This window comes from Mucilaginibacter sp. FW306-07-L (genome assembly GCF_058782065.1).
The window spans coordinates 987,517-1,010,644 of the sequence record NZ_JBYSXI010000003.1 but is presented as its reverse complement, the minus strand read 5'-3'; the positions used below and the strand labels follow the sequence as shown (position 1 = coordinate 1,010,644).

17 protein-coding genes and 1 riboswitch are annotated in these 23,128 nt (G+C 45.8%); of the genes, 8 read left to right on the top strand and 9 right to left on the bottom strand.

Going from position 1 to position 23,128, the window contains the following annotated elements; all coding sequences use genetic code 11:
- Positions 1-28 precede the first annotated feature (28 nt).
- The 5 genes from AC3WJC_RS19640 to AC3WJC_RS19620 all read right to left on the bottom strand — a co-directional run bounded on the left by AC3WJC_RS19640 (position 29) and on the right by AC3WJC_RS19620 (position 7,440).
- Positions 29-487 carry a RidA family protein gene (locus AC3WJC_RS19640; protein ID WP_345334400.1) on the bottom strand — a complete coding sequence of 153 codons (459 nt, stop codon included), beginning with the start codon at positions 485-487 and terminating at the stop codon, positions 29-31.
- A 123-nt stretch (positions 488-610) separates the two neighbouring features.
- Positions 611-2,140, bottom strand: a complete 1,530-nt coding sequence (locus AC3WJC_RS19635) for a SusD/RagB family nutrient-binding outer membrane lipoprotein (RefSeq protein WP_492400820.1) — start codon at positions 2,138-2,140, stop codon at positions 611-613.
- 41 nt (positions 2,141-2,181) lie between these two features.
- A complete protein-coding gene (locus AC3WJC_RS19630) occupies positions 2,182-5,553 on the bottom strand; it encodes a SusC/RagA family TonB-linked outer membrane protein (RefSeq protein WP_492400819.1) in 3,372 nt (1,123 codons plus the stop codon).
- Positions 5,554-5,770: 217 nt separating this feature from the next.
- On the bottom strand, positions 5,771-6,748 hold the full coding sequence (locus tag AC3WJC_RS19625; protein WP_492400818.1) for a FecR family protein: 978 nt from the start codon (positions 6,746-6,748) through the stop codon (positions 5,771-5,773).
- 119 nt (positions 6,749-6,867) lie between these two features.
- Complete coding sequence (locus tag AC3WJC_RS19620; RefSeq protein WP_492400817.1) at positions 6,868-7,440, bottom strand: RNA polymerase sigma factor; 573 nt, start codon at positions 7,438-7,440, stop codon at positions 6,868-6,870.
- A gap of 216 nt (positions 7,441-7,656) precedes the next feature.
- On the opposite strand from AC3WJC_RS19620, the gene AC3WJC_RS19615 reads away from it, so the two are divergent.
- From AC3WJC_RS19615 to AC3WJC_RS19585, 7 genes are all read left to right on the top strand, one after another.
- Positions 7,657-9,234 (top strand): Na+/H+ antiporter, encoded by a 1,578-nt coding sequence (locus AC3WJC_RS19615; protein ID WP_492400816.1) that lies wholly within the window; start codon positions 7,657-7,659, stop codon positions 9,232-9,234.
- Between the two features lie 72 nt (positions 9,235-9,306).
- Positions 9,307-9,492, top strand: a riboswitch (cobalamin riboswitch).
- A gap of 182 nt (positions 9,493-9,674) precedes the next feature.
- The gene (gene metE / locus AC3WJC_RS19610) at positions 9,675-11,987 is read left to right on the top strand and encodes a 5-methyltetrahydropteroyltriglutamate--homocysteine S-methyltransferase (RefSeq protein ID WP_492400815.1); all 2,313 of its coding nucleotides are present in this window, start codon (positions 9,675-9,677) and stop codon (positions 11,985-11,987) included.
- 386 nt (positions 11,988-12,373) lie between these two features.
- Positions 12,374-13,672, top strand: coding sequence for an acetylxylan esterase (locus AC3WJC_RS19605; RefSeq protein ID WP_492400814.1), 1,299 nt, complete (start codon positions 12,374-12,376; stop codon positions 13,670-13,672).
- Between the two features lie 14 nt (positions 13,673-13,686).
- Positions 13,687-14,538 (top strand): hypothetical protein, encoded by an 852-nt coding sequence (locus AC3WJC_RS19600; protein WP_492400813.1) that lies wholly within the window; start codon positions 13,687-13,689, stop codon positions 14,536-14,538.
- Positions 14,539-14,550: 12 nt separating this feature from the next.
- On the top strand, positions 14,551-15,372 hold the full coding sequence (locus tag AC3WJC_RS19595) for a hypothetical protein (protein WP_492400812.1): 822 nt from the start codon (positions 14,551-14,553) through the stop codon (positions 15,370-15,372).
- Positions 15,373-15,374: 2 nt separating this feature from the next.
- Positions 15,375-16,718 carry an acetylxylan esterase gene (locus AC3WJC_RS19590; RefSeq protein ID WP_492400811.1) on the top strand — a complete coding sequence of 448 codons (1,344 nt, stop codon included), beginning with the start codon at positions 15,375-15,377 and terminating at the stop codon, positions 16,716-16,718.
- A gap of 64 nt (positions 16,719-16,782) precedes the next feature.
- Positions 16,783-19,086 (top strand): tetratricopeptide repeat protein, encoded by a 2,304-nt coding sequence (locus tag AC3WJC_RS19585; protein ID WP_492400810.1) that lies wholly within the window; start codon positions 16,783-16,785, stop codon positions 19,084-19,086.
- Between the two features lie 34 nt (positions 19,087-19,120).
- Here AC3WJC_RS19585 and AC3WJC_RS19580 read toward each other — a convergent pair whose 3' ends face one another.
- Positions 19,121-19,339 carry a hypothetical protein gene (locus tag AC3WJC_RS19580; RefSeq protein WP_492400809.1) on the bottom strand — a complete coding sequence of 73 codons (219 nt, stop codon included), beginning with the start codon at positions 19,337-19,339 and terminating at the stop codon, positions 19,121-19,123.
- Positions 19,340-19,423: 84 nt separating this feature from the next.
- Entirely contained in the window at positions 19,424-20,518 is a 1,095-nt protein-coding gene (locus AC3WJC_RS19575; RefSeq protein WP_492400808.1) for a carboxypeptidase-like regulatory domain-containing protein, read from the bottom strand.
- 118 nt (positions 20,519-20,636) lie between these two features.
- On the opposite strand from AC3WJC_RS19575, the gene AC3WJC_RS19570 reads away from it, so the two are divergent.
- Positions 20,637-21,050 carry a hypothetical protein gene (locus AC3WJC_RS19570; RefSeq protein ID WP_492400807.1) on the top strand — a complete coding sequence of 138 codons (414 nt, stop codon included), beginning with the start codon at positions 20,637-20,639 and terminating at the stop codon, positions 21,048-21,050.
- A 46-nt stretch (positions 21,051-21,096) separates the two neighbouring features.
- Here AC3WJC_RS19570 and AC3WJC_RS19565 read toward each other — a convergent pair whose 3' ends face one another.
- A complete protein-coding gene (locus tag AC3WJC_RS19565) occupies positions 21,097-22,149 on the bottom strand; it encodes a TerC/Alx family metal homeostasis membrane protein (protein WP_492400806.1) in 1,053 nt (350 codons plus the stop codon).
- On the bottom strand, positions 22,149-23,120 hold the full coding sequence (locus AC3WJC_RS19560; RefSeq protein ID WP_492400805.1) for a polyprenyl synthetase family protein: 972 nt from the start codon (positions 23,118-23,120) through the stop codon (positions 22,149-22,151). The genes AC3WJC_RS19565 and AC3WJC_RS19560 overlap by 1 nt, the downstream gene beginning before the upstream one ends.
- Between the last annotated feature and the right edge of the window lie 8 nt (positions 23,121-23,128).

Sequence of the window (23,128 nt, the reverse complement as noted above, 5' to 3'; positions counted from 1 at the left end):
ATCAAAGTTTAATGGTGGTTTTAACCGATCATACATAGGCAATGCAGTCCATCTCAACCAGCGAATCGCCGGGTACGCCGCCTTTGGCAACAGCTACCGTGGTGCGCACCGGAGGTTTTTTACCGAAACGGCCTTTGTATACCTCGTTCATACCTTTGTAATCGGCAATATCGTTCAGGTAAACATTCACCTTCAGTACCTTCTCCATTGATGAGCCCGCTTTTTTAAGCTCCTGCTCCAACTCTTTCAGCACGATCTCGGTATGGGCTTTAATTTCAAATGGTGCGGTGTGCGCGCCTTTGCCGGCTATAAAGATCATGTTGCCCAGTTTGGTTGAACCGGAAAACAGCGGAACATCATCCTGCATGGTAACGTTGTTCACTTCCTTCTCTTCGGCTGCCTGTACAGGCGCTGCCTTAGCCAGGCCAAAAACAGATAATCCGGCTACTGATGCCAACATTTTTTTTACGATCGATCTTCTTTCCATTGTAGTAATTGTTTGTTTTTCCTTTATGTTGAATATGACTAAGTTAAAGAATGAATAGCCCGCCGGCAAATCATTAAACCGGCGGAGACTATTCGCCACTTAACTAACCAAATTCTTTTTTTATCATGGGCGATCCCACCACATGCGGGTCAGAAATTCATCCGGACCCTGGCGGGCTATAGCCGCGCGGTAGTTATCGCCATTTAAATTCTGCTCCGTTGCAGGGTATAAAAACCGCCTGAATATTTTACCGCCGGTAGCGTTACCCACATAGTTATTGGGTGTGAGTTTAGGATAGCCGGTACGCCTGTAAGTATTCCACGTTTCGGTAGCGTTAGGGTATACGCCCACCCAAAACTGGGTGTAGATCTGCTCTAACTGCGCATCAACAGTACCCGCGGTATTCAGCTTATGGTAACGGATGTAAGTCTGGATCTGGTTGTCGGATATATTACCCGCGCCGGTACCAAACTGCGCCCACTGCCTCATGGCGGCACTTATACCATTCTCGTAAGCCACACTTGCCGATGCGCCTGTATACCAGCCACGCAAAGCAGCCTCGGCTAACAAAAAGTTAGTTTCGGCATTGGTAAGTAATAAGTATGGGCTGTTTAGCTGCAATATGGTTGCCGGGTTAGGCTCTGAATAGGTTACAAAATCAATAGGCTTTGTACCCAATTTGGCCGACATGCCTTTTTGTGTGGCAGCAGTTGTATCAGGTGCCTTATTAACCCAAACTATTGAAAGCACACCCAAACGCGGGTCATCGTTTTCCTTTAAAAAATCTATAAAAACATCCTGAAATTTACCGCCCTCGGGATTGCCTTCGCCATTGGCGGCGATGTAATCAGAGTTATATAAATTTAACGCGAGCGGATTTTTGTTGATGTCCTGACCAGTTAATACATAGCCGGTAACCTTGGCTACGTCGGCATCATCCAGTATCACACCACCGGCGATGGCTTTTTTAGCCCAGGTTTCGGCAGCGGCAATGTCAACCTTGGTCATGCGCATGGCCAGGCGCAGCATTAACGAGTAGGAGAACTTTTTCCATTGTGCCATATTCCCTTTATAGATCAGGTCGGCAGCGCCAAAACCTGCGCCAGTGGTATTTATAGCTGTAGCGGCCTCATCAAGCTCCTTCAACATATCGGCATAAATGTTTTTTTGCTCATCATACACCGGCATATACAGGTCATCGGTATAGCCCTTGCCGGCCTGGCTGTAGGGCACATCGCCATATAAGTCTGTAATACGGCTAAAGCAATAAGCCCGCCATATACGTGCACACTGCAATTGGTTTGACAGGGCGGCATCGCTGCCTAAAGCGGTAATTACCTGGGTTATCTCGTTTATCTCCTTCGGATAAGCGTTATTGAACATCGGCCACGATTGCTGGCTTTGGCTCAGTACATACTTTGCCCCAAAGCCTGCCACATCGTTATAGCTGGTGGTGTATTGCATGGTGCCTTGTAATAGGTTAAGCACATCGCCCGCGCCGTCAAGTACTGATTTGGTAAACACAAATGCCGGGGTTGGGTTAGGCGAGGTGTTGGGGTTGGTGTTCATCTCCTCAAAACCCTTGTCACAAGCCTGCAAACCTATTATGCCGGTTATCAGGAGTGCTATATATCTTTTTAAGTTTCTTTTCATCTCAAATTGTCCTTTTATATAATTAATGGATCAATGCCTAATTAAAACTTAACCATCAGGTTTAAACCGAAACTGCGGGTGCGCGGCAAACCGAACGACTCAAAACCCTGCCCCCTGTCATTGGTAAAGCTCGATTCGGGGTCGAAATTGTCGGTCTGACTGTAAAGCGTTAGCAGGTTACGCGCAACAAAGGCGATACTTGCCCCTTGCAGTTTGGCGAACTTCAGCTTATCAACAGGTATGTTGTAGCTCAGGATAACCTGGCGAAGCTTAACAAAGCTGGCATCGTGCAAAAAGAGTTCTGAGTACGATTTATTGTTATCATAGTAAGTACGCAGATCAGCCACCGGTACCGTACGCGAGTACGGGTTGCCGCTTTGGTCAACACCGCTTAACTGTAAGCCACCATCGCGGCCGGGCAAGGTGCTCTTCATCAAACCTAAGCGGGTGCCGTAAATTTCCATCAGCGATAGTATCTTATTACCGAACTTACCGTCAACCAATATATTCAGGCTAAGCCTTTTATATTTAAAATCATTGGTTAAGCCCATGGTTAGCGGCGCAACGCCATTGCCTAATGTTTGCAGCGGGGTAGCAACCGGTAATCCTGTAGTCGCGTTGTAAACGATATTGCCTGCGGCATCGCGCTGCATACGGGTACCTACTATGCTGCCATAAGGTTGGCCAACAATATTGTTGATATAACCCCAGCCATTCACCGATGATGCCATCTGGATCTGGTTTAAACCGGCGGCAAGTTTCACCACTTCGTTTTTGTTGTAAGCAACGTTGTAGCTGGCGCTCCAGGTAAAGTTGTTGGTTTTTACCGGCGTGCCGTTTATCAAACCCTCAATACCCTTATTGCTTAACTCACCTACGTTAAGTATAACAGCATTATAACCTGATGTGCCTGATATGGCAACCTCTACAATATCATTAGTTGTTTTACGATCGTACACTGTCAGATCAAAACCTAAACGATTATTTAAAAACCTTGCTTCAACACCCGCCTCTGTAGTAGTTGAGGTATATGGCCGTAAATTTCGGTTCGTCATGGTTGTACTGGCCACATTCTGCAAAGGTTGTCCCGAGCTTGGCACCATTAAAAACCCTTGATTTATAGCATACGGCCCGGGTGCGCCGCCACCTACCTGTGCCCACGATGCTCGCACCTTGGCATAAGTGATTGACTGCGGCATTTTAAATGCTTCGGACAGAACAAAACTGCCGCCTACTGATGGATAGAAGATGCTGTTGTTTTGCGGACTAAGTGTTGAAAACCAATCCTGCCTGCCGGTAAAGGTCAGGTAAGCAAAGTTTTTGTAACTCAAATCGGCCGAACCCATTAAGGAGTTGATGGCGGTTTTATCATTTCTTGGTGTAGTAGATATTGTCGATAAATTGGTAGAGCTGTAGAAGTATGGAATAATATAGTTTGCGCCTACGATGTTTGACTGATTATAAACCGAGCGCTGCTGATTGGCACCCACAAAAGCGGATATGCCAAAGTCCTTCACCTGGGTGTTATAGTTAAGCGTTACCAGGGCATTAGTTTCGGATGCATCGGCCTTTAACTCATTATACTGCCCGTTGAGTACATATAATGTACCTGTCGGGATAATGTAATTGTAGTTGTAATTATAAAAATCGCGGCTTACCACGCCTTTTACAGACAGGCTTTTAAGGAATTGATAAGTAACCCCGGCCTGGCCGATAAAGCGGTTCTTGGTATCTTTCTGCTGATACTTGTTTACCACAAAGTAACTATTTGAGGCGATGGGGGCATCATTCCATGGGATTTCATTACCGCTGGCATCATAGCCGGGCTCCAGCCACCTGATGTCGGCGGTGTTGGCTATCATGTAGGGTGTCCAGTTGGGGTTGCCTAATGCATCACCCGCGCTCGCACGGTTTTTGGCGTTCTCAATATTATATTGTGCCGAAGCTTCAAAACTTAATTTTTCGCCCAGTTTACCGCTTACGTTGAGATTGCCTGTTTTACGGTTAAAATCACTATTCGGCAAAATGCTTTTACTATCTAGATCAGACATAGAGAAACGATAGGTTACCGCCTCGGTGCCACCGGTAAAAGCAACAGTATTAGTTAAGTTAGTTCCTGTACGATAGAAATTTTTGATATTATCTTTTTGAGCGACATAAGGGTGCTCTAAACCATCAAGACCAACGTAGTTTGAGCCATCGATACGGGCACCGAATGAACGGCGGCCTGTGGTTTGAGATTCACCCAATGTCATTGGCTTTACGCCTCTATCACCCTGGCCATACTCATACTGCCAGTCCGGAAAAACAGAAGGTGTTTCCGCAGTAAAGGTGGAATTGTACTCCACACCGATACCTTTGCCGGCACGGCCTTTTTTGGTGGTGATCAATATAACCCCATTAGCCGCCCTTGCACCGTAAAGCGCGGCGGCGGTACCACCTTTCAATACGCTCATGGATTCAATATCATCCGGGTTAATACCGGCTATTCCATCGCCACGGTCAACGTTGCCGCCGCCCGCATTGGTAGAGGCGCTGCCGCCCGGTACCGAATTATCAATGGGCATACCGTTTACCACATACAAGGGCTGATTACTCCCCGATAAGGAGCCGTTACCACGTATCAGCACCCGGCTTGACCCGCCCGGCCCAGTTGAAAGCCCTGTGGCATTAACACCCGCAACTTTACCGGTTAAGGCGTTGGCTACGTTATTTTCGCGCGCCTGGGTAAACTCTTCGCCCTTAACCTCAGTTACGGCGTAGGCCAGTGCCTTTTTTTGTTTGGATATGCCGAGGGCGGTTACCACAACCTCATTAAGTTCGGTTTTATTTTCGGCCAACTGCACATCAATCGTGCTACGGCCGTTAACGGCTACCTCCTGCGAGATAAAGCCCATGTACGAAAATACCAGGATGCTGTTATCATCCGGCGCGGTAATGGTATAGCGTCCATCAGCATTGGTTACCGTGCCGTTATTGCTGCCTTTTATCATTACGCTAACGCCTATCAGCACCTGGTTGGTTTTATCAACCACCTTACCGCTAACCTTTAGCGGCGCTACAGATGGTTGAACGGACGGCGTGGCTTCTTCAATAACCGGCGCTTTTTTATCAATCAAGACCACATTGCCCGATATGGAATAATCCATACCTATCGGGTTGAGCATGCGCTTTAAAACAGCACCCAACTGCTCGTTATTTACATCAACACTTACCTGTTGTGTGGTGACAATGGCGTTGCTGAAAACAAAGCTGACTTTGGTTTCCTTATTAATTTGGCGCAATACATCTTTAACCGGTTTATTGGTTACGTGCAGCGAGATACGGGTATTAAGATCTTGCGCGGAAAGTTTTTTGGCTGACGCGTATGTAAAGCAAACAGAAATGATGGTACAAATTAAGCTTAGCCGCATAAATGCTTTACATATCAAATGAGAGGACAATGATTTATTTGTCATATATTTGATCAAATTTTATAGTGACGAAATGCCCTTACGGGTTAACTATGAATTTGAGGGCTCTGAGCCCATAGAGGTTGGATGTGCTGGTACCACATTCAACCTTGTTTTTTTATGTTATTTTTCTACGCTATAGTAATTCCCTTTCTTTTTTAGTTAAAGTATGTTGTGGTTAATTGGTGCTTATGGTATACGTACTATCGGTAATGGTATAGCTGGTATGAGTTATTTTGGTAACAGCTTTTAAAATGCCCTGCAAGGTTTGCCCTTGAAATATGGCGGTTATGCGCTGTGCCGCCAGCTTATCATCATTAATTTTGATAATTACACCATATTTATTGCCGAGTACGGTGGCTACCTGTTTCAGATCGGTGTTTTCAAAAATCAGTTTATCATCAATCCAGGCAATAGCGTCTTCCGGGTTGTTAAGCCTGGTGAGTTGAAACTTGCTTTTGCCTGGGGCTATGGTGGCTGATTCCCCGCGGGTAAGTACCGCCAGCGCGTTGGCTTGCCGATGCTTTACCGCCACCTTACCGGTAAGTACCGTAACGTTAAGCGGCGATGCCGATTGCGGGTAAGCACTCACTGTAAACGTAGTACCTAAAACATGCGTAAGCATTTTGCCGGAATGAATTACAAACGGCTTATCGGCATCATGAAAAACCTCGAAGTAAGCCTCCCCTGTTAAATATACCTCACGCTTACCGCCGTTAAAACTTTCGGGATAGCGCAGTTTACTGTTGGCGTTCAGCGTTACGCGGGTGCCGTCAGCTAATAAAACCACTTTAGTTTTGGCTGCCGCTGTTTGCTGGGTTAAGTATACAGCAGGCGCGGTTTTGATATAACGCGGGTACAGGAACAAGGCAGCGGCACATATCAATAATAATAAAGCGGTATACTTAAAACGCTGCCTGGCTTTTTTTACCGCCCAAAGCCTTAAAGCTATATTATTGTGCATCCCTTCCCAATCAGGCGTATGCGCTATCTGCCCGTTACCGGCTTGCTCCCATTGCTTTTTAAAGGCACCGTCAAAATCATCGAAATTATCAGAATTTTTTACGGTCGATAAAAATTCATCAAACTCCTCCCGGGTACATGAGTTGTTCATGTACTTTTCGAAGAGTTCTGATTTTCGCTGCCTTTCGTCCATTAATAACTGATTGATACCCTAAAGACACGGCAAATCAGCAATCAGACTAATGTTTTGCAAAATAAAATTCCAATTCAATGAAAAAAGAAGATTGATAGATAGAAATATTGCTTAAAAACCTACTGCCAGGCGAATAAACAACTAATGATAACAATGAAAGTAGGATTAACGCCGTTTTTAGTAAGATAGGTGTTAATGAAGCTTAAGGCAGCCATTAAATGGTTTTTAACGGTGTATTTTGACAAGTTGAGCTGCGCGGCTATTTCATCATAACTCATACCATCCTCCTTACATAGTTTGTACACTAACTGGCGCTGTGGTGACAGTTTGCTTACCGCTTTTGAGATCAGCCCCCGGCACTCGGATACAGCCAGGCGCGCCTCGGTATTGTTATCATTAACTACTGCCACACGCATTAATTCATTCACCAGCTTAACATCGCTGGCTGTTTTGCGTAGATAATTTAAGGAGTAGTTGCGGGTGATGGTATAAATATATCCGCCCAGATTTTTAACATCCTGCAGCGCCTCTGCATTGGTCCAAAGTTTTATAAATATCTCCTGGGTAATTTCTTCGGCCGCGTATTCAGACTTTGCTATAGCGTAAACCTGGCTATAAACCTGCTGTTTATAGCGCTCAAAAACTTCTTCAAAGGTTAAATTCTGGTGGCGGTTTAATTTGAACCCTCTCATTTGGTAGTAGTTTACTATTACATGATTTTGGACTTCCTAATATAATTAAAAAGCAAGCACAACAAAATTAAAATTGCTTAAATGTTATTTTATCGTTAAATAAATTTGCAAAAAGTGGTTTATACCATAGTAAGTGCCTTTTTTGAGGTACTTGATTAATTATGAATATCTATCAGGAAAGATTTTATTTTTACTATTACATTTTAGCCTTTACTCATGCTCAGCAATTTTCCCTTTTACATTTGCCTGGTTGTTGTTATTCTGTTATTGATTATGCTTGCCAACCGCATCAGGATAGCCTACCCGGTTTTGCTGGTACTGGCAGGCTTGCTTATCAGCTTCGCGCCGGGCATACCTGAAATTCACATCGAATCAGAACTCATATTTATTATATTTTTACCCCCTTTGCTATATGATGCCGCCTGGCAAATTTCGTGGAAGGAGCTTTGGCACTGGCGGCGGGTTATCAGCAGCTTTGCCTTTATTATTGTGTTTTTTACGGCATTGGCTGTTGCACTCACCGCTAACTATTTTATACCAGGCTTTTCGCTTGCCCTCGGGTTTTTGTTAGGCGGAATTGTTTCGCCTCCGGACGCGGTTAGCGCGGGCGCGATACTTAAATTTGTACAGGTGCCCAAGCGTATCTCATCCATATTGGAAGGTGAAAGTTTGCTTAACGATGCATCATCACTTATTATATTCCGTTTCGCGCTTATCGCGGTGGGCACGGGTCAGTTTATCTGGCACGAGGCAGCCCTTTCATTTGTATGGATGATGTTGGGCGGTGTAGGCAGCGGCCTTATTATCGGTTACATCATCATGAAGATGCATAAGTTTTTGCCTACCGATGCCAATATGGATATCATCCTGACCATTGTTACCCCTTATGCCATGTACATAACTGCCGAAGAAATTGGCGGCTCGGGTGTACTGGCCGTAGTGGCGGGGGGCTTATTGCTATCCAATAAACGATTGCTATTTCTCAGCAGCCGATCAAGGTTGCGCAATGTAAACGTATGGGAGAGCCTGAGCTTTATTTTAAACGGCCTGGTATTTATGCTTATCGGGCTTGACCTGCCGCAGATCACGGCCGAACTGGGCAAAACCAGTATATCCAGCGCGGTAGGGTACGGATTGAACATTACACTGGTGCTGGTGATTACGCGCATCATGTCCAGCTTTGGGGCGGTATTATTTACCCTGATAGCCCGAAACTACATTACCGTAGCTGATGCCCGCAACCCCGGCACCAAAGGGCCATTGGTTATTGGCTGGGCAGGCATGCGAGGTGTGGTATCATTAGCGGCGGCGCTATCTATCCCCACCCATTTAAGTAGTAATGGGGCAGCGTTTCCGCAACGTAACCTGATATTGTTCATCACCTTTGTAGTTATACTTACTACCCTGCTGGTACAGGGCCTAACCTTACCGGTGCTCATTAACAAATTAAAACTCACCGACCCTGACTATGAGCTTAGCGATGAAGAGATGTACATCAACCTGCGCAAGCAGCTTAACCATGTAGCGGTGCAATATGTTGAAAGTAACTACCCGGCCGAGGTTAACCGGCATCCGGCATTACAGCAAATGGCGCAAAAATGGCGGGCAAACTCTAACGACCAGGATACGGGCACCATTGACCAACAATTTAAAACGGTATACCGTGAGGTACTTGAGCACCAGCGCCGGTGGCTTACACAAACGAACCACGACAGTGATACCATAAGTGAGGATGTGGTTAGAAAGCAACTGCTGTTTTTAGACCTTGAAGAGGAGAAGATAAACTACCTGTAGCGGTTATTTTACCACACCGCCATCAACCATGCTTATTTTGCTTATTTTAGCCCCTGCAAGTTCTTTACTTATCTTCATCAAACCGGTACGGGTTTTACAAACGCTAAATTAATAGGGAACCGTGTGAAAATCACGGGCTGTCGCGCAACTGTAAGTAACGCTAAAGGTTTTTGCCAACTATGCTCACTGTTTATAATGAATGGGAAGAGCGGCAAAAATGTTACAAGCCAGGAGACCTGCCTGTTACCGAATTGACAATGCTTTCGCGATTTTGAAGCAAATTGGTCAGGTATGGTGTACATGTTATGCAGCCCCAACGATAAAGGTATGGGCATGCCGTGTATTGCCCTGCCCTATCATTTCCCTTCATCTTCACGAATGCTTTGCGAAGCTGGCTAAAGCACTTTTAACAGATTTTATTAATTAATTTTTTAAAAGACATGCTAACGCAAAACTTAGGTTACCCGCGTATTGGTAACCGCCGTCAACTTAAAAAAGCCTGCGAAAATTATTGGGCAGCAAAAATTGGCATTAACGAATTAAACCAGGCCGCAACAACCATCAGGGAAGAAAACTGGCAAACACAACTGGATGCCGGCATGGATCTGATCCCCTGTAATGATTTTAGCCTTTATGACCAGGTATTGGATATGAGCCTGCTGTTAGGCGTAATACCCGAGCGCTTTACACCCGTACTTACCGAGGTGAAAACCAATACCGAAACCGACCTGTATTTCGCTATGGCGCGCGGCTACCAGCAAAACGGACTGGACATTACCGCGCTGGAAATGACCAAGTGGTTTGATACCAATTACCATTACCTGGTGCCCGAGTTTACACAGGCGCAGGAATTCCGGGTTTTCTCTGAAAAAATATTTGCCGAGTATCAGCAGGCCAGGCAATTTTGCGGCAGTAAGGCTAAACCTGTATTGATAGGCCCGGTAACTTACCTGCTGTTGGGTAAAGAAAAAGGCAGCCGCTTTGAGCGTATCGACCTGATAAAAAAACTGGTGCCGGTTTATGTTGACATTATTAACCGCCTTGAACAGCAGGGTGCGGAGTGGATACAGATTGATGAGCCTGTACTGGCGCTTGGTCTTACCCAAAAAGAAAAAGAAGCTGTTGAGTATGCCTATAAATGGATAAGCAATCGCGTTAGCGGGGTAAATATTTTAGTAGCCACCTATTTTGATGCCTTGCTTGACAATACCTCGCTTGCTGTAAACCTGCCGGTTGCCGCCCTGCATATCGACCTGGTACGTGCGCCGCAACAACTGGATGCCGTATTAGCACAACTGCCTGAAGGCCTCAAGCTATCAATAGGCGTGGTTGATGGCCGCAACATCTGGAAGAATGATTATAAAGCATCGCTCGAACTGATAGAGAAAGCTGCAGCGGCTATTGGTGCGGGCCGCGTTATGATAGCGCCATCATGCTCGCTGTTGCATAGCCCGGTTGACCTCGACCTGGAAACTGAACTCGATTACGGTCTTAAAAACTGGATGAGTTTTGCCAGGCAGAAGCTGAATGAGGTTAAGGAGCTTAAAGCCATAGCTACAGGTAATGATGATCAGCGATATTTGCAAGCCAACCAGCAATCTATCGAGGCGCGCCGCTCATCAACAAGGGTACATAAACCGGCTGTTAAACAACGCGTTGCCGAACTTACCGAAGCCGACGACAAGCGCTTAAGCGCCTTTGCCAACAGGCAGCAAATACAGCAGCAGCGTTTTAAATTACCGGCCTTCCCTACAACTACCATTGGCTCCTTTCCGCAAACGGAGGACATACGCCAGTTGCGTGCTAAATTTAAAAAGCGCGAGCTAAGTGCCGCCGATTATGAGCAAGCCCTTGAAAAAGCCACTATTGATGCCATACGCTGGCAGGAAGAAATAGGTATTGACGTACTGGTGCACGGCGAGTTTGAGCGTAACGATATGGTAGAATATTTTGGCGAACAGTTAGATGGTTTTGCCTTTACCAAAAACGGCTGGGTACAAAGCTATGGCAGCCGCTGTGTTAAGCCACCGGTAATTTATGGCGATGTTAGCCGCCCGGCGGATATGACCGTTAGGTGGAGCCGCTTTGCCGCCGCGCAAACCAACAAGCTGATGAAGGGCATGCTTACCGGGCCGGTAACCATACTCCAATGGTCATTTGTGCGGGATGACCAGCCGCGCGAGGTGACCACCAACCAGATAGCCCTGGCCATACGGGATGAAGTAGTCGCGCTTGAACAAAACGGCATCGGTATAATTCAAATTGATGAACCTGCCATCCGCGAGGGCTTGCCATTGCGCAAGGCTAACCGTGCCGCTTACCTTGATTGGGCGGTGAAAGCCTTCCGTATATCAGCCAGCGGCGTTAACGATGAAACGCAGATACACACGCACATGTGCTACAGCGAGTTTAATGATATTATTGAACACATAGCCGCTATGGATGCCGATGTGATCACCATTGAAACATCGCGCTCGCAAATGGAACTGCTGGAGGCTTTCGCCAACTTTAAATACCCTAATGAAATTGGCCCGGGTGTTTATGATATTCACTCGCCGCGTGTACCTGCTACTGCCGAAATGGTAGCCCTGCTTGAAAAAGCGGCCGAACTACTGCCTGCACGCAACCTATGGGTAAACCCGGATTGCGGCCTCAAAACCCGTAAATGGCCCGAAACTAAAACGGCTTTACAAAACATGGTAGCTGCCGCGCATGAAGCCAGGCAAAAAGTTGCCGCCGAAACAACCGCTTAATAATTAACGGGCAGGATCATTCTCCTGCCCGTTTTTGTTTTTAAGTATTCACTAATAACCATCATATAGCGCTGTGCCTGAGCAACACACTGGGTATGGTATTGATTTTGCTTTTTATCAATCATCGCAAGTAACGGTTAATTAATACTCAATATTTAATGCCTGCATAAAGCCTGTTTATAAGCTGTTTATTCAGAAGAGCTTAGCAACAGGTTTTTGATTTGGACTTTATAACATGGGGTGTTGGGTAATATTTTCCCTGTTTTGGGCAAAATATTCTTGTACGTTATTTCGATCCCTGATTAAAAAGAAAATTGATTACCCATTAGTAAGCTCAAATGAATAAAATTTTAGCTTTTATTTTTGCTTTGTGCGTTAGCATAAGTATGCCCGCGCTTGCTTATTGCCAAACCGATACGCATACCGAGGCCGCCGAAGAAGAGGGTGAGGTATTCCTCGATATTCAACCTAAAATTAAGAATGCCATATTTAATGATCCGGCTGATATAGCTTACAACATTAAGGTTAAGAGCACTTACAAGGAAGTTCAGGAAGGTAAAGTAAGCTACGAACTTAAAACCGATTACGGCAAGCATGTTTTTACTGATTCAGTTAAAGTTAAGATAGGCCCCGGCGGCAGCAAAAAGCTCAGCTTTAAAATCCCGGCTAAAACGCCCGGCTTTTATGAGCTGAGTTTTCGTTTCAATCTTTCGTTATATGATGATACTGTACGCCGTGTTTTTGGTGTAAAGCCAGATCAGATCGTGGCGGAGAATAACCGCCCGGCGGATTTTGTATCGTTCTGGCAAAAAACCCTCGATTCGCTGAGTAAGGTTGCACCTAAATACCGCGTGTTGGAGCGCAAGGATTTATCGACCCCCAAGATCACCGTTTATTTAGTGGAGATGCGTTCATGGAATAATGCCCTTATCCGTGGCTGGCTCACCATTCCTAAAAATCGCCCTAAAAAATTGCCTGTGCGCTACCGTGTACCCGGCTACCTGGTTGCCATGGAGCCCAGCATGATGGAGGACGACTTTGCGGTATTCTCTATAAACGTGCGCGGCAATGGTAACAGTAAGGAAGCTATCAATACCAAGGGTATACAGTATAACCTTTACAATATTGGCGACCGTAATAATTATGTATACCGTGCCGTATATATGGATTGCCTGCGTGGGGTTGATTTTATTGCCTCGCACCCGGATATGGGGCTGGATACCTCACGTATATCTATTGACGGCGGCAGCCAGGGTGGTGCTTTGGCCGTAATTACCGCCGCGCTGGATAAGCGTATAAAACTGGTTACTACCGAGGTGCCGTTGTACAGCGATATCCATAACGCCGTACGCATATCAAAAGCCATGCACCCTAATGTGCAAACCCCGGTTTGGTACATGAACAATTATGTAAGTCAAAAAACCGGCTTTACCGAACAGCGCCTGTTTAAAACCTGGGATTATTTTGATCCGCTGAACTTTGCAGGCATGGTGCGCTGCCCGGTGCTGATGGGTATTGGCTTGCTGGATGAGCTATGCCCGCCAAGCTGCAGCATTGCCATGTATAACCGGCTGGCTACACAAAAAAAGGAATTATGGATAACGCCGGATAAAGGCCACGAGGTTGATGGTAATTACTATCGCTTTCAATACCAGTGGCTGCGCGAATATTTTTTACTGCCTTAATAACCTGAACCGGAATGAAAATTAAGATACAGCTACTTTTAAGTGCATTGCTTATAACCTTGATGCAGGCTATCCCGGCTAAGGCCGGCTGGCCAGTGGGCAAAAGGCATTATGTAATATCAACCACCATATCGTTCTACAAGGCCGATAAGGGCTGGAACAACGCGGGCAAGCTCGAAAATATTGATGGCAGTTTCCAGGCGCAATCGCTGGGCGTGTATGCGGCTTACGGTTTAAGCCGTGAGTTAGACCTGATTGCTACGCTGCCTGCATCATACCAAACCACTACCAACCAATTCGGTGCCTTTCACCAAAGCGGGGCGGGCGACCTGCAACTGGGTTTGAGTGGTGTACTTAAACACTTTAATTACTCGAATTACATTACACTTTATGTAGGCGGCGTTGCCCCATTATATAAAAACACCGATACCAAAATGTTTGGCCTGGGTAATACAGGCATGGTAGCGCGGCTGTCAAACTCGGGTTCGTTAAGCAAAAGCACTTATTATAATGTGGATTTAGGTGGCGGCCAATACTTTGGCAACAACGCGCCCCGCCAGCTTACCTGGGATGGCTTGTTAGGCTTTAAGGTTGATGATGCTAACCAGTTAAACCTTGGCTACGGCGGCATTTATTCGACAAGTAGCGATAAAGGGCTAACCCTTAATACTTTTGCCGCACGCAATTATGCTTACCAGCGGGTAACCGCCGGGTTTGGACATTCGTTCTCCAAGCGCTTTACCATGAATTTAAGTGGTTTTTACATTGTAACTGGTCGTAATACCGGGCAGGGTTATGGTGCTTCGCTATCCGCATCCATGAAACTGCCCTACTATGCCAAACATCACGCTAATTATTTAAGATAACAGTTTATCAATATGAAGATATTTTACAAAACAGCTATTGCCTTTATCATCGCGGCGCTACCGACAACGGTACTGGCGGGCGGCTGGCCGGTTAAAAAAGGCAATTACCTGGTATCAGTAACGGCAAGCTACTTCAGGGCATCGCAACTGTGGGATAAGGGCGGCAAGCTGGGCAGTTATGATCAGGGCGGATACTTCGAATCGCGCTCATTATCGCTTTATGGCGAGTATGGCATCAGCCGCAGGCTTACGGGTGTAGTATCATTACCCTACATCATCAACGAATTTAAACAGCGGGACCTGCCGGCGGCAACGTCGCAGGGTTTAGGCGATATGGAGTTTGGCGTTAGGTATTACCTCACCAACATCAACTTTAAATATTATTTTGCCATACAAGGCATGGCCATCGCGCCGCTTTACAGCAACACCGGCCTGGGCTTTTCATCCGGCGGAGCCGAGGTGAGGGCCATTGGTTCAGGCAGCGGAAAGATCGGCTCCAAAAACTATTACATGAACCTTGAAGTGGGCGGCCGCCAGTATTTTCAAAACGCGGGGCCATTCCAGGTGCGTTATACCGGCGCGTTCGGCCTGAACTTTGATAAACATAACCAGGTAGCGGTAGGCTTATCAGGCAACTACTCAACCAGTATCAACAAAACGCTTGATCAAAACCTCGTGCTGAATAAGGATTTTTCATATACCCAGGGCTCGTTCAGCTATGCGTATATCGTTAATCCTAAGCTGTCGTTTTTCGCGGGAGTTAACCAGTTTCTGGTAGGGCGATCAACCGGTAAAGGCACCACGTTTTCGTTATCAGTTATTACTAAGTTTTAATAATGTACAAAGTCAGGATACTATTTACGGCTGTATTGATGCTTGTGGTAACGCCGGCTTTTTGCGCCGTGAGCAGTCTTTTGCAGCAGCAGGATGAGGAGCATGGCAGTGGTGCTGAGCAGGAAGGCGAATTTACTTTTGAAGCATCGCCAAAAAAGAAGGAAGGTATTTTTCAGTCCGGCGAAAAGGTAGAGTATGAGTTGAAGATCCACAACTCGTACAACGTAGCACAAGAGGGCACGCTAAGCTACCTGGTAACTGATTTAAAGGATAAGGAACTTGGCTCCAAATCAATGCCGGTAAAGCTGGGCAAACATGCCAATGGTAAATATTCCTTTACCCTCCCGCAGCAAAAGGATCCGGGTTTTTACAAAGTAGCATTCATGATCAACGTCACCGAGTATGATGATACGCTGCGCCGCGTTTATGGCTTTAACACCAAGGAGATAAAATCGACAACCCCTCGTCCGGCTGATTTTGATGACTTTTGGTCGGATGCCCGCGCAGAACTTAATGCCGTTAAACCCAACTTTAAAATTACTGAGCAGCCAGACATGGCGCAGGGCGGCACCAGTGTTTATTTGGTTGAGGCGCAATCATTAGGTAACCTTAAAGTGCGTGGCTGGCTTACCATGCCTAAAAACCTGAAGCCCGGAAAAAAGCTGCCGGTGTGGCTGGTGTTACCGGGTTATGGCGGCATCGGCGTTAAGCCGATATTCGGTAACTCGGAACTGGCTATCCTCTCCTTCAACGTTCGCGGGCAGGGTAATAGTCGTGATATTGTTCACCCAACCAAGGATGGCTACCTCACTACTGATATTGAGAATAAAAAGAAATACATTTACCGGGGCGCGATAATGGATTGCATTCGCGCGGTTGACTTTATTTGCTCAAAGCCGGAGCTCGATTCAACCAACATCATTTGCTCGGGCGGTAGTATGGGCGGGTATTTAAGCATAGTTACGTGTAGTTTGGATAAACGTATTAAATTATGCTCGGCCAATAACCCGGTGTTCTGCGATTTCAGGGCGCTGCAGGGCAATCCCGACTGGCCAATGAGCGCCATAGTGAAATACAGTAAAGACAAATACATCCCGCTTAATAAGCTGCTGGGTAACCTGGATTATTACGATCTGAAGAACTTTTCGGGCAATTTAAATTGCAAGGCCTTAATCGGGGTGAGTTTGCTGGATAACCTGGCGCCGCCGTATAATGAATTTACCATGCTCAACAATATTAAATCGAACCCAAAAGTGTTTGTTTACCCGGAGCTGGCGCATGAGGTACCCCCATCGCTATTTAGTTATTTAAGTAACTGGATGATGGATGAATTCGGAATTTTTTAAGACTATTGTATCGCCTAAGCAGGTTGCCTTATATATGAGATATTGTTTGTTATTGTTGCTATTTATGTACGCCCCGTTCACCTATGCGCAAACCAGCGATGCTTATGTGCAGCGCGGTAATGCCAAGGCTAATGCAGGTAACCAGCAGGGCGCGATTGAAGAGTTTACTAAGGCTATTGAGGTAAATCCCAAGAACATCAATGCCTACTTTTACCGGGCCAACGCCAATGGTAACATGCAAAACTTTAAGGCTGCGGTAGATGATTTTACCTCGGTGATAGAACTGAAGGATAATTACCCCAATGCGTATTTTTATCGTGCCAACGCTAAAAGCAACCTGAAGCAGTTTAAAGAAGCGATTGTTGATTTTGACAAGGCCGTGCTGCAAAACAGCCGAAATGCCGATATTTTTCATTACCGCGCTAATGCCAAGCTGAATATAGGGGACAACGCGGGCGCTATTACCGATTTTACCCGCGCTATCGGCCTTAACCCTAAAAAGTACGAGCTGTTTGAGTATCGAGGCGTGGCCCGTGCCAACATCCGTGATTACAATGGTGCCGTGGCCGACTATACGCAATCCATCAAGCTTAACCCGCGAAATGCCGACGTATATTATTATCGCGCCAACGCAAAAAGCAACCTGGCAGATTTTAGGGGGGCGATATCCGATTTTGACAAGGCCCTGCAACTTAACCCTCGCAATGCCGATGCGTATTATTATCGCGGCAACGCAAAAAGCAATATAAACGACAATAAAGGTGCCATTGATGATTATAATATGGCCATTAAGCTCAACCCTAAGCTTACCGACCTGTACCATTACCTGGGTAATGCCCGCAGCAATAGTGCCGACAATAAAGGTGCCGTTGCTGACTATACTAAAGCCATTGAGCTTAACCCGGTTAATGCCGAGCTCTACCTGTACCGGGGCATAGCGTACAAAAACTTAAGCCAGGCTGATTCTGCAATGGAAGATATTAACCGCGCCATCCGTCTTAATCCTAAATACGCCGAGGCTTATCTGAACCGGGCTTATCTGCATGTGGATAGTCAGCGTTACGAGGCCGCGGTGATGGATGCTGATAGTGGTTTATTGTACAGCCCCAAGAATGATAACCTGTTCGCGCTGCGGGGTAAGGCTAAATATTATATGAAGGATACCACCGCCGCGCTGGAAGATATTAACAAGGCACTGGAGCTTAATCCGCAAAGCGAAACCGCCTACAATACCCGCGCAGATCTGAAAGTGGACATGGGCCTGTATGCCGAAGCGATAAAAGATTACGAGAAGATATTGGCCATTAACCCCGGCCGTACTGATATTTACACCAAGCGCGGCGATGCCAAAGCCGGGGCCGGTAATAATAAGGCCGCCATGCTCGATTATGAAAAAGCGCTGGAGCTTAACCCAAAAAACGAACAGGCCATGCTGAACCTTGGCATGGCTAAGGATGAACTGAGCGATTATAACGGCGCACTGAAACTCTACGCCGCGGGTATAGCGCTCAACCCCAAAAACAAATTCTTTTACCTGCAAAGGGGCATCACTCGCAGCCATCTGGATGGATCGCGGGTGGCGTTGCTTGATTTTGATAAGGCGATAGCGATCGACAGCAACTTTGCCGAGGCCTACGGCAACCGTGGTTTAGAAAAACTGCGCGACCATGATACCGAGGATGGCTGGATCGACCTGAACCATGCCATACAACTTAACCCCGCGCCCGAAAATTACCTGCTGCTTGGCGGTGCCAAAATGGAGCAGAAAGATTACCAGGGCGCGCTGGATTATTACAGTTTAGCCATTGAAAAAGCCCCCCGCAACATTAAGGCTTATATGATGCGCGGCATTACAAAAAGTCTGCTTGCTGATACTGCCGGTTGCTTTGATGATTTTAACACCGCCTTTAAAATTGAGCCGCAAAACGAGAACATCTACATAGAAAGATCAAAGGCGCGCCTAAACCTGCGCGACTCGATAGCCGCCGTGAAAGATTGTAACACGGCTATTGATCTGAACGCACAAAACGCGTCGGCGCATTTGCAAAGGGGTATCGCTAAGTTTGCTTTGAAAGATTCGCGCGGGGCCATACAGGATTATACCGAGGCGCTGCGTTTGCAGGATAATTTGAAACAGGCCTACATTCGCCGTGGTGAGGCTAAGGCGCGTTTACGCAATTATGCTGATGCCATAACCGACTACAATACCGCGTTAACTTTTAACGACAGGGATAAACAGGCTTACTACCTGCGGGGCTTATCGCGCATAGCACTAAAAGAAAAAGATAATGGCTGCCTTGACCTGAGTAAATCGGGCGAGCTGGGGCTGAAAGAGGCTTATGACGCGATACGCAAGTATTGCAATTAATACCTATCAACCTAAAGAAAAATCAAAAGCTTAATTAAAAATCCTGACGGCTGCGCTGTATCTGGCGCTTGCGGTCGGTTACGTTTTTGTAGGGGAAAAGGTTATCAGCAATGATAGAATACAATAAAACATTTACCGCCGGTATATAAAATACCGCCTGCACATCCGGATGATCGCGATAGAAAACCACGCATAACAGGATGCTTAAAAAGGCTACCGCCAGATAAAAGAAATATTTACCAAACTGTTTCATTACTTAGAGGACTTAAAGATAAGTAAAAGCCCTGATTATGAGAAAAATAATCAAACAATTTAATTAAAATAAACAGGAACAAAATCAATCAACCGGCGGCTCATAATTTACCGGCAACAACTCAGCTATGCGCTGTGCCGCCCATGCCCCCTCGTTAATAAGGCTATGCGGATCAACAATTACCCCATTAAGGTCAAAAACGGCATAATCGCCCATAATGATGATGATAGAGGCCTCGTGTTTTGATGCTTCCTGCAGGTTCATGGCAAACTTATCTACCTCTGCTATGCGTCGTTTTTTGTACATTACATACAGGCAGTCCTTAAATTGCAGGGCGAATAACGTACGCTGATTGGTGTGCTTTATAAAATCAGTTACCTTTAACGGCTGCTTTACCAGGTATTGCGTAATACTGAATTTGTTATTGCCCTTACTGGTATCACGTATCAGCCGCAGCACCTCAAAATGTTCTTCGGCCAGGCGGTTGCCAACTGCCGAGCGCAAAAAATGCACCTGCGAGCCCTGGTATACCTTTTGCCTGTTTTTAAGCCATTTCTTTTTTTGGGATGAAGTGCCCTTCATCTCCTCAAACAAGGTTGAACCCGCGTAAAAGAGCATATTTTTACGCGTATCGTGTGTAAACTCCTTTAACAGATATTTAAGGCGATAGCCCAACTGTGTGTTTTCAATGATCAAAAAATCATCTGTGGAGCCTCTAAGCACCCGCTTGCTATCCGTGTAATCGAGGTCAAGTATCTCCGGGTTGAGTATTTTGCACTTGGATGCTATTTTTGACGAGCCTAAAAACTCACGCTTAAAAATATCAAATTTGGCAAACCATTCGGCATCCGGCCGTACGTTAACCTCGTTTAGTATAATTGATTTGGAGATCAGTTTAATGTCTTTCAAATCAACATCCGCACCTTCAATAAACACGTTTCCTATGTAAGCCTCATACCCTACTGCCGATACCACAATCTCGTACTTACCACCCCTTACATTAGCCAGCGTAAAGCTGCCGGCAGCGGTACTGGAGGTGCCAATGGTAGTATTATTTAGCAATACGCTTGCCTTATCAATGGGTTTATTATCAATGGCATTGAGTACCCTACCCGTTATGTTGTACTGGGCCATACTCCCCAAAGGCAACAACATTAATAAATATAACAGCACACGCATAAAACTAATTTATTAGTTTTAAAGATAGCTAACGATAGCGCATCTGCAAATATATTTACGTAAAAGGGTTAAACCTTTTGCGGCAAAATTGTTCTTACCCATATAAACACTTTACAATATGAAAAGAATTTTGACCCTCGCCCTGCTATTTAGTATAGTACTGCTGGCATCATCATGCCAGAAAGAAGTTACCCAGGTTATACAACCTAACCAAACCGTATTCAGAGATGTTAGAGCTAATGACTGGACATTGAAAACAAATAATGCTGGCGCTAAGACTTGGTCGGTAACATTAGATGTGCCGCAGCTTGATGATTATATTCACGACAATGGTGGAGTTTTGGTATATGCCAGCTTTGACAATGGTGTTTACGAACAAATACCACAAGTTTATAATGGTATAGCTTACAGTATGTCTTATGTACCTGGTGCTATTCAATTAGATGCTCAATTGTCAGACTATACAAATGATGACTTCTCGCAACCAGGTGATGTATCTATTAAAGTTGTTTTGATTGATTCAATGCCATAACCTAAAATGTATTTTAACTACGTGCCTCACAATAGCGGGGCATTTTTTATTTATGGGCGATCTGCTTTTTCGGGAACAGCAACGATGCCACAATACTCACTGCCAGTATACCTACTATCACAAACAGCGAGTGCACGGTATCAAAACCCCACTCCTCAAAATAATGCCCGGCAAGCATTTTTATGCCAATGAATACCAGCAGCGCGGCCAGGCCAACCTTGAGGTAATGGAACTTCTCGATAATGTTCACCAGCAAAAAGAACATGGAGCGCAGGCCCAGTATGGCAAATATGTTGGAGAAGAAAACGATGTAAGGATCTTTAGTAACCGAAAATATGGCCGGGATAGAGTCGACCGCGAAAATCACATCGGTAAACTCGATGATCAGCAACACTAAAAAAAGCGGGGTAAGCAGCTGTTTGCCATCCCGTTTTACAAAAAATCGACCGCCCTCAAACTGAGGGTGGATGCCAAAATAACGGGAGGCGAACTTGACTACCTTGTGGTTCTTGGGGTCAATCTTTTCGTCCTGGTTACGGTTGATGAACATGGTGATCCCGGTATAAATCAGGAACACGCCGAAAATATACAGTATCCAATGAAAGTTCTCAATCAGCGCAGCACCTAAAAATATAAATACAAAGCGCATAACTATAGCGCCCAATATGCCCCAAACCAGCACCTTATGGTAATACTTCTCCTCAACCCCAAAGGCCGAAAATATAAGCACCATCACAAAAATATTATCTACGGAAAGGGCGTACTCTACCACGTAGCCGGTAATAAATTCAAGCCCGAGTGTTTTACGGTACAGCGCCAGGCTGCTCTCAAAATCGGCAGGATTTAGTTTGAGCTTATGTATATTATCCGCATTCTTTTTTTGGAGGTCGGCAAAGTTTTCAATGCCATGCAGCAGGTGTCCGTATTGGGTAATAAGCCAGTAAAAAGCCAGGGCTAAAATAATCCACATGCCACTCATAATGGCGGCCTGCCTAACGCTTACGGGCTTGTTGCGTTTTGCGAACATGCCGAGGTCAATAGCAAGCATCAACCCTATAAAAACTATGAAGCCAACTATAAAAATAAGCTCATTCGCCATTATTTATTCCTTTCGGTAGTGTAGCGCACTAATTGTTCCAAACCGGTGCGCGCATCACCTTCGGGGAAGGTGCGGAGTATATCAAACGCCTTTTCCTGGTACATTTTCATCTGCGTTTCGGCATATTCCAATCCGCCGGCCTGTTTTACAAAGCTGATGATCTGCATGATTTTTTCAGGCTCGTCGTTATGGTTTTTAACGAGGCTCATCATCCGCTTCTTTAATCCGGGCTCTGAATTTTTGAGGGCGTAGATAAGCGGCAGGGTAACCTTTTTCTCCTTAATATCAATGCCGAGTGGCTTGCCTACATCATCGGTACCAAAATCAAACATATCATCCTTTATCTGGAAAGCGATGCCGATGTTCTCGCCAAAGTCGTGCATTTTTTTCACCACCTCGTCGCTCGCCCCGGCAGATGCCGCGCCACAGGCACAGCAGGCCGCGATAAGCGATGCCGTTTTCTGGCGGATCACCTCGTAATAAACCGGCTCATCCACATCCATACGGCGTACCTTTTCAACCTGCAGCAGTTCGCCCTCGCTCATTTGCTTAACCGCTTCAGATACGATTTTAAGCAACTTAAAATCGCCGTTATCAATTGATAGCAGCAGGCCTTTTGAAAGCAAGTAATCACCCACCAAAACGGCTATTTTATTTTTCCAGAGGGCATTGATGGAGAAAAAGCCCCGGCGCTGGTAGGAGTTATCAACCACATCATCATGCACCAGCGTGGCGGTATGCAGCAGCTCAACCAGCGCGGCACCACGGTGGGTGCTTTCATTGATGCCACCCGCCAAACTCGCCGAAAAGAAAACGAACATCGGCCGTATTTGCTTACCCTTACGTTTTACTATATAATGGGTTATACGGTCAAGCAGTGGCACCGAACTTTGCATAGATGCTTTAAACTTGGCCTCGAACGCGTCAATATCGGCAGCAATGGGCTTTTTAATTTCGTTAATGCCGGGCATTTAAACTT

What these genes read in the sequence shown, in the direction of transcription:
- AC3WJC_RS19640 (WP_345334400.1), bottom strand. Translation starts at nt 487, where the DNA reads ATGGAAAGAAGATCGATCGTAAAAAAAATGTTGGCATCAGTAGCCGGA.
- AC3WJC_RS19635 (WP_492400820.1), bottom strand. Translation starts at nt 2,140, where the DNA reads ATGAAAAGAAACTTAAAAAGATATATAGCACTCCTGATAACCGGCATA.
- AC3WJC_RS19630 (WP_492400819.1), bottom strand. Translation starts at nt 5,553, where the DNA reads ATGCGGCTAAGCTTAATTTGTACCATCATTTCTGTTTGCTTTACATAC.
- AC3WJC_RS19625 (WP_492400818.1), bottom strand. Translation starts at nt 6,748, where the DNA reads ATGGACGAAAGGCAGCGAAAATCAGAACTCTTCGAAAAGTACATGAAC.
- AC3WJC_RS19620 (WP_492400817.1), bottom strand. Translation starts at nt 7,440, where the DNA reads ATGAGAGGGTTCAAATTAAACCGCCACCAGAATTTAACCTTTGAAGAA.
- AC3WJC_RS19615 (WP_492400816.1), top strand. Translation starts at nt 7,657, where the DNA reads ATGCTCAGCAATTTTCCCTTTTACATTTGCCTGGTTGTTGTTATTCTG.
- metE (WP_492400815.1), top strand. Translation starts at nt 9,675, where the DNA reads ATGCTAACGCAAAACTTAGGTTACCCGCGTATTGGTAACCGCCGTCAA.
- AC3WJC_RS19605 (WP_492400814.1), top strand. Translation starts at nt 12,374, where the DNA reads ATGCCCGCGCTTGCTTATTGCCAAACCGATACGCATACCGAGGCCGCC.
- AC3WJC_RS19600 (WP_492400813.1), top strand. Translation starts at nt 13,687, where the DNA reads ATGAAAATTAAGATACAGCTACTTTTAAGTGCATTGCTTATAACCTTG.
- AC3WJC_RS19595 (WP_492400812.1), top strand. Translation starts at nt 14,551, where the DNA reads ATGAAGATATTTTACAAAACAGCTATTGCCTTTATCATCGCGGCGCTA.
- AC3WJC_RS19590 (WP_492400811.1), top strand. Translation starts at nt 15,375, where the DNA reads ATGTACAAAGTCAGGATACTATTTACGGCTGTATTGATGCTTGTGGTA.
- AC3WJC_RS19585 (WP_492400810.1), top strand. Translation starts at nt 16,783, where the DNA reads ATGTACGCCCCGTTCACCTATGCGCAAACCAGCGATGCTTATGTGCAG.
- AC3WJC_RS19580 (WP_492400809.1), bottom strand. Translation starts at nt 19,339, where the DNA reads ATGAAACAGTTTGGTAAATATTTCTTTTATCTGGCGGTAGCCTTTTTA.
- AC3WJC_RS19575 (WP_492400808.1), bottom strand. Translation starts at nt 20,518, where the DNA reads ATGCGTGTGCTGTTATATTTATTAATGTTGTTGCCTTTGGGGAGTATG.
- AC3WJC_RS19570 (WP_492400807.1), top strand. Translation starts at nt 20,637, where the DNA reads ATGAAAAGAATTTTGACCCTCGCCCTGCTATTTAGTATAGTACTGCTG.
- AC3WJC_RS19565 (WP_492400806.1), bottom strand. Translation starts at nt 22,149, where the DNA reads ATGGCGAATGAGCTTATTTTTATAGTTGGCTTCATAGTTTTTATAGGG.
- AC3WJC_RS19560 (WP_492400805.1), bottom strand. Translation starts at nt 23,120, where the DNA reads ATGCCCGGCATTAACGAAATTAAAAAGCCCATTGCTGCCGATATTGAC.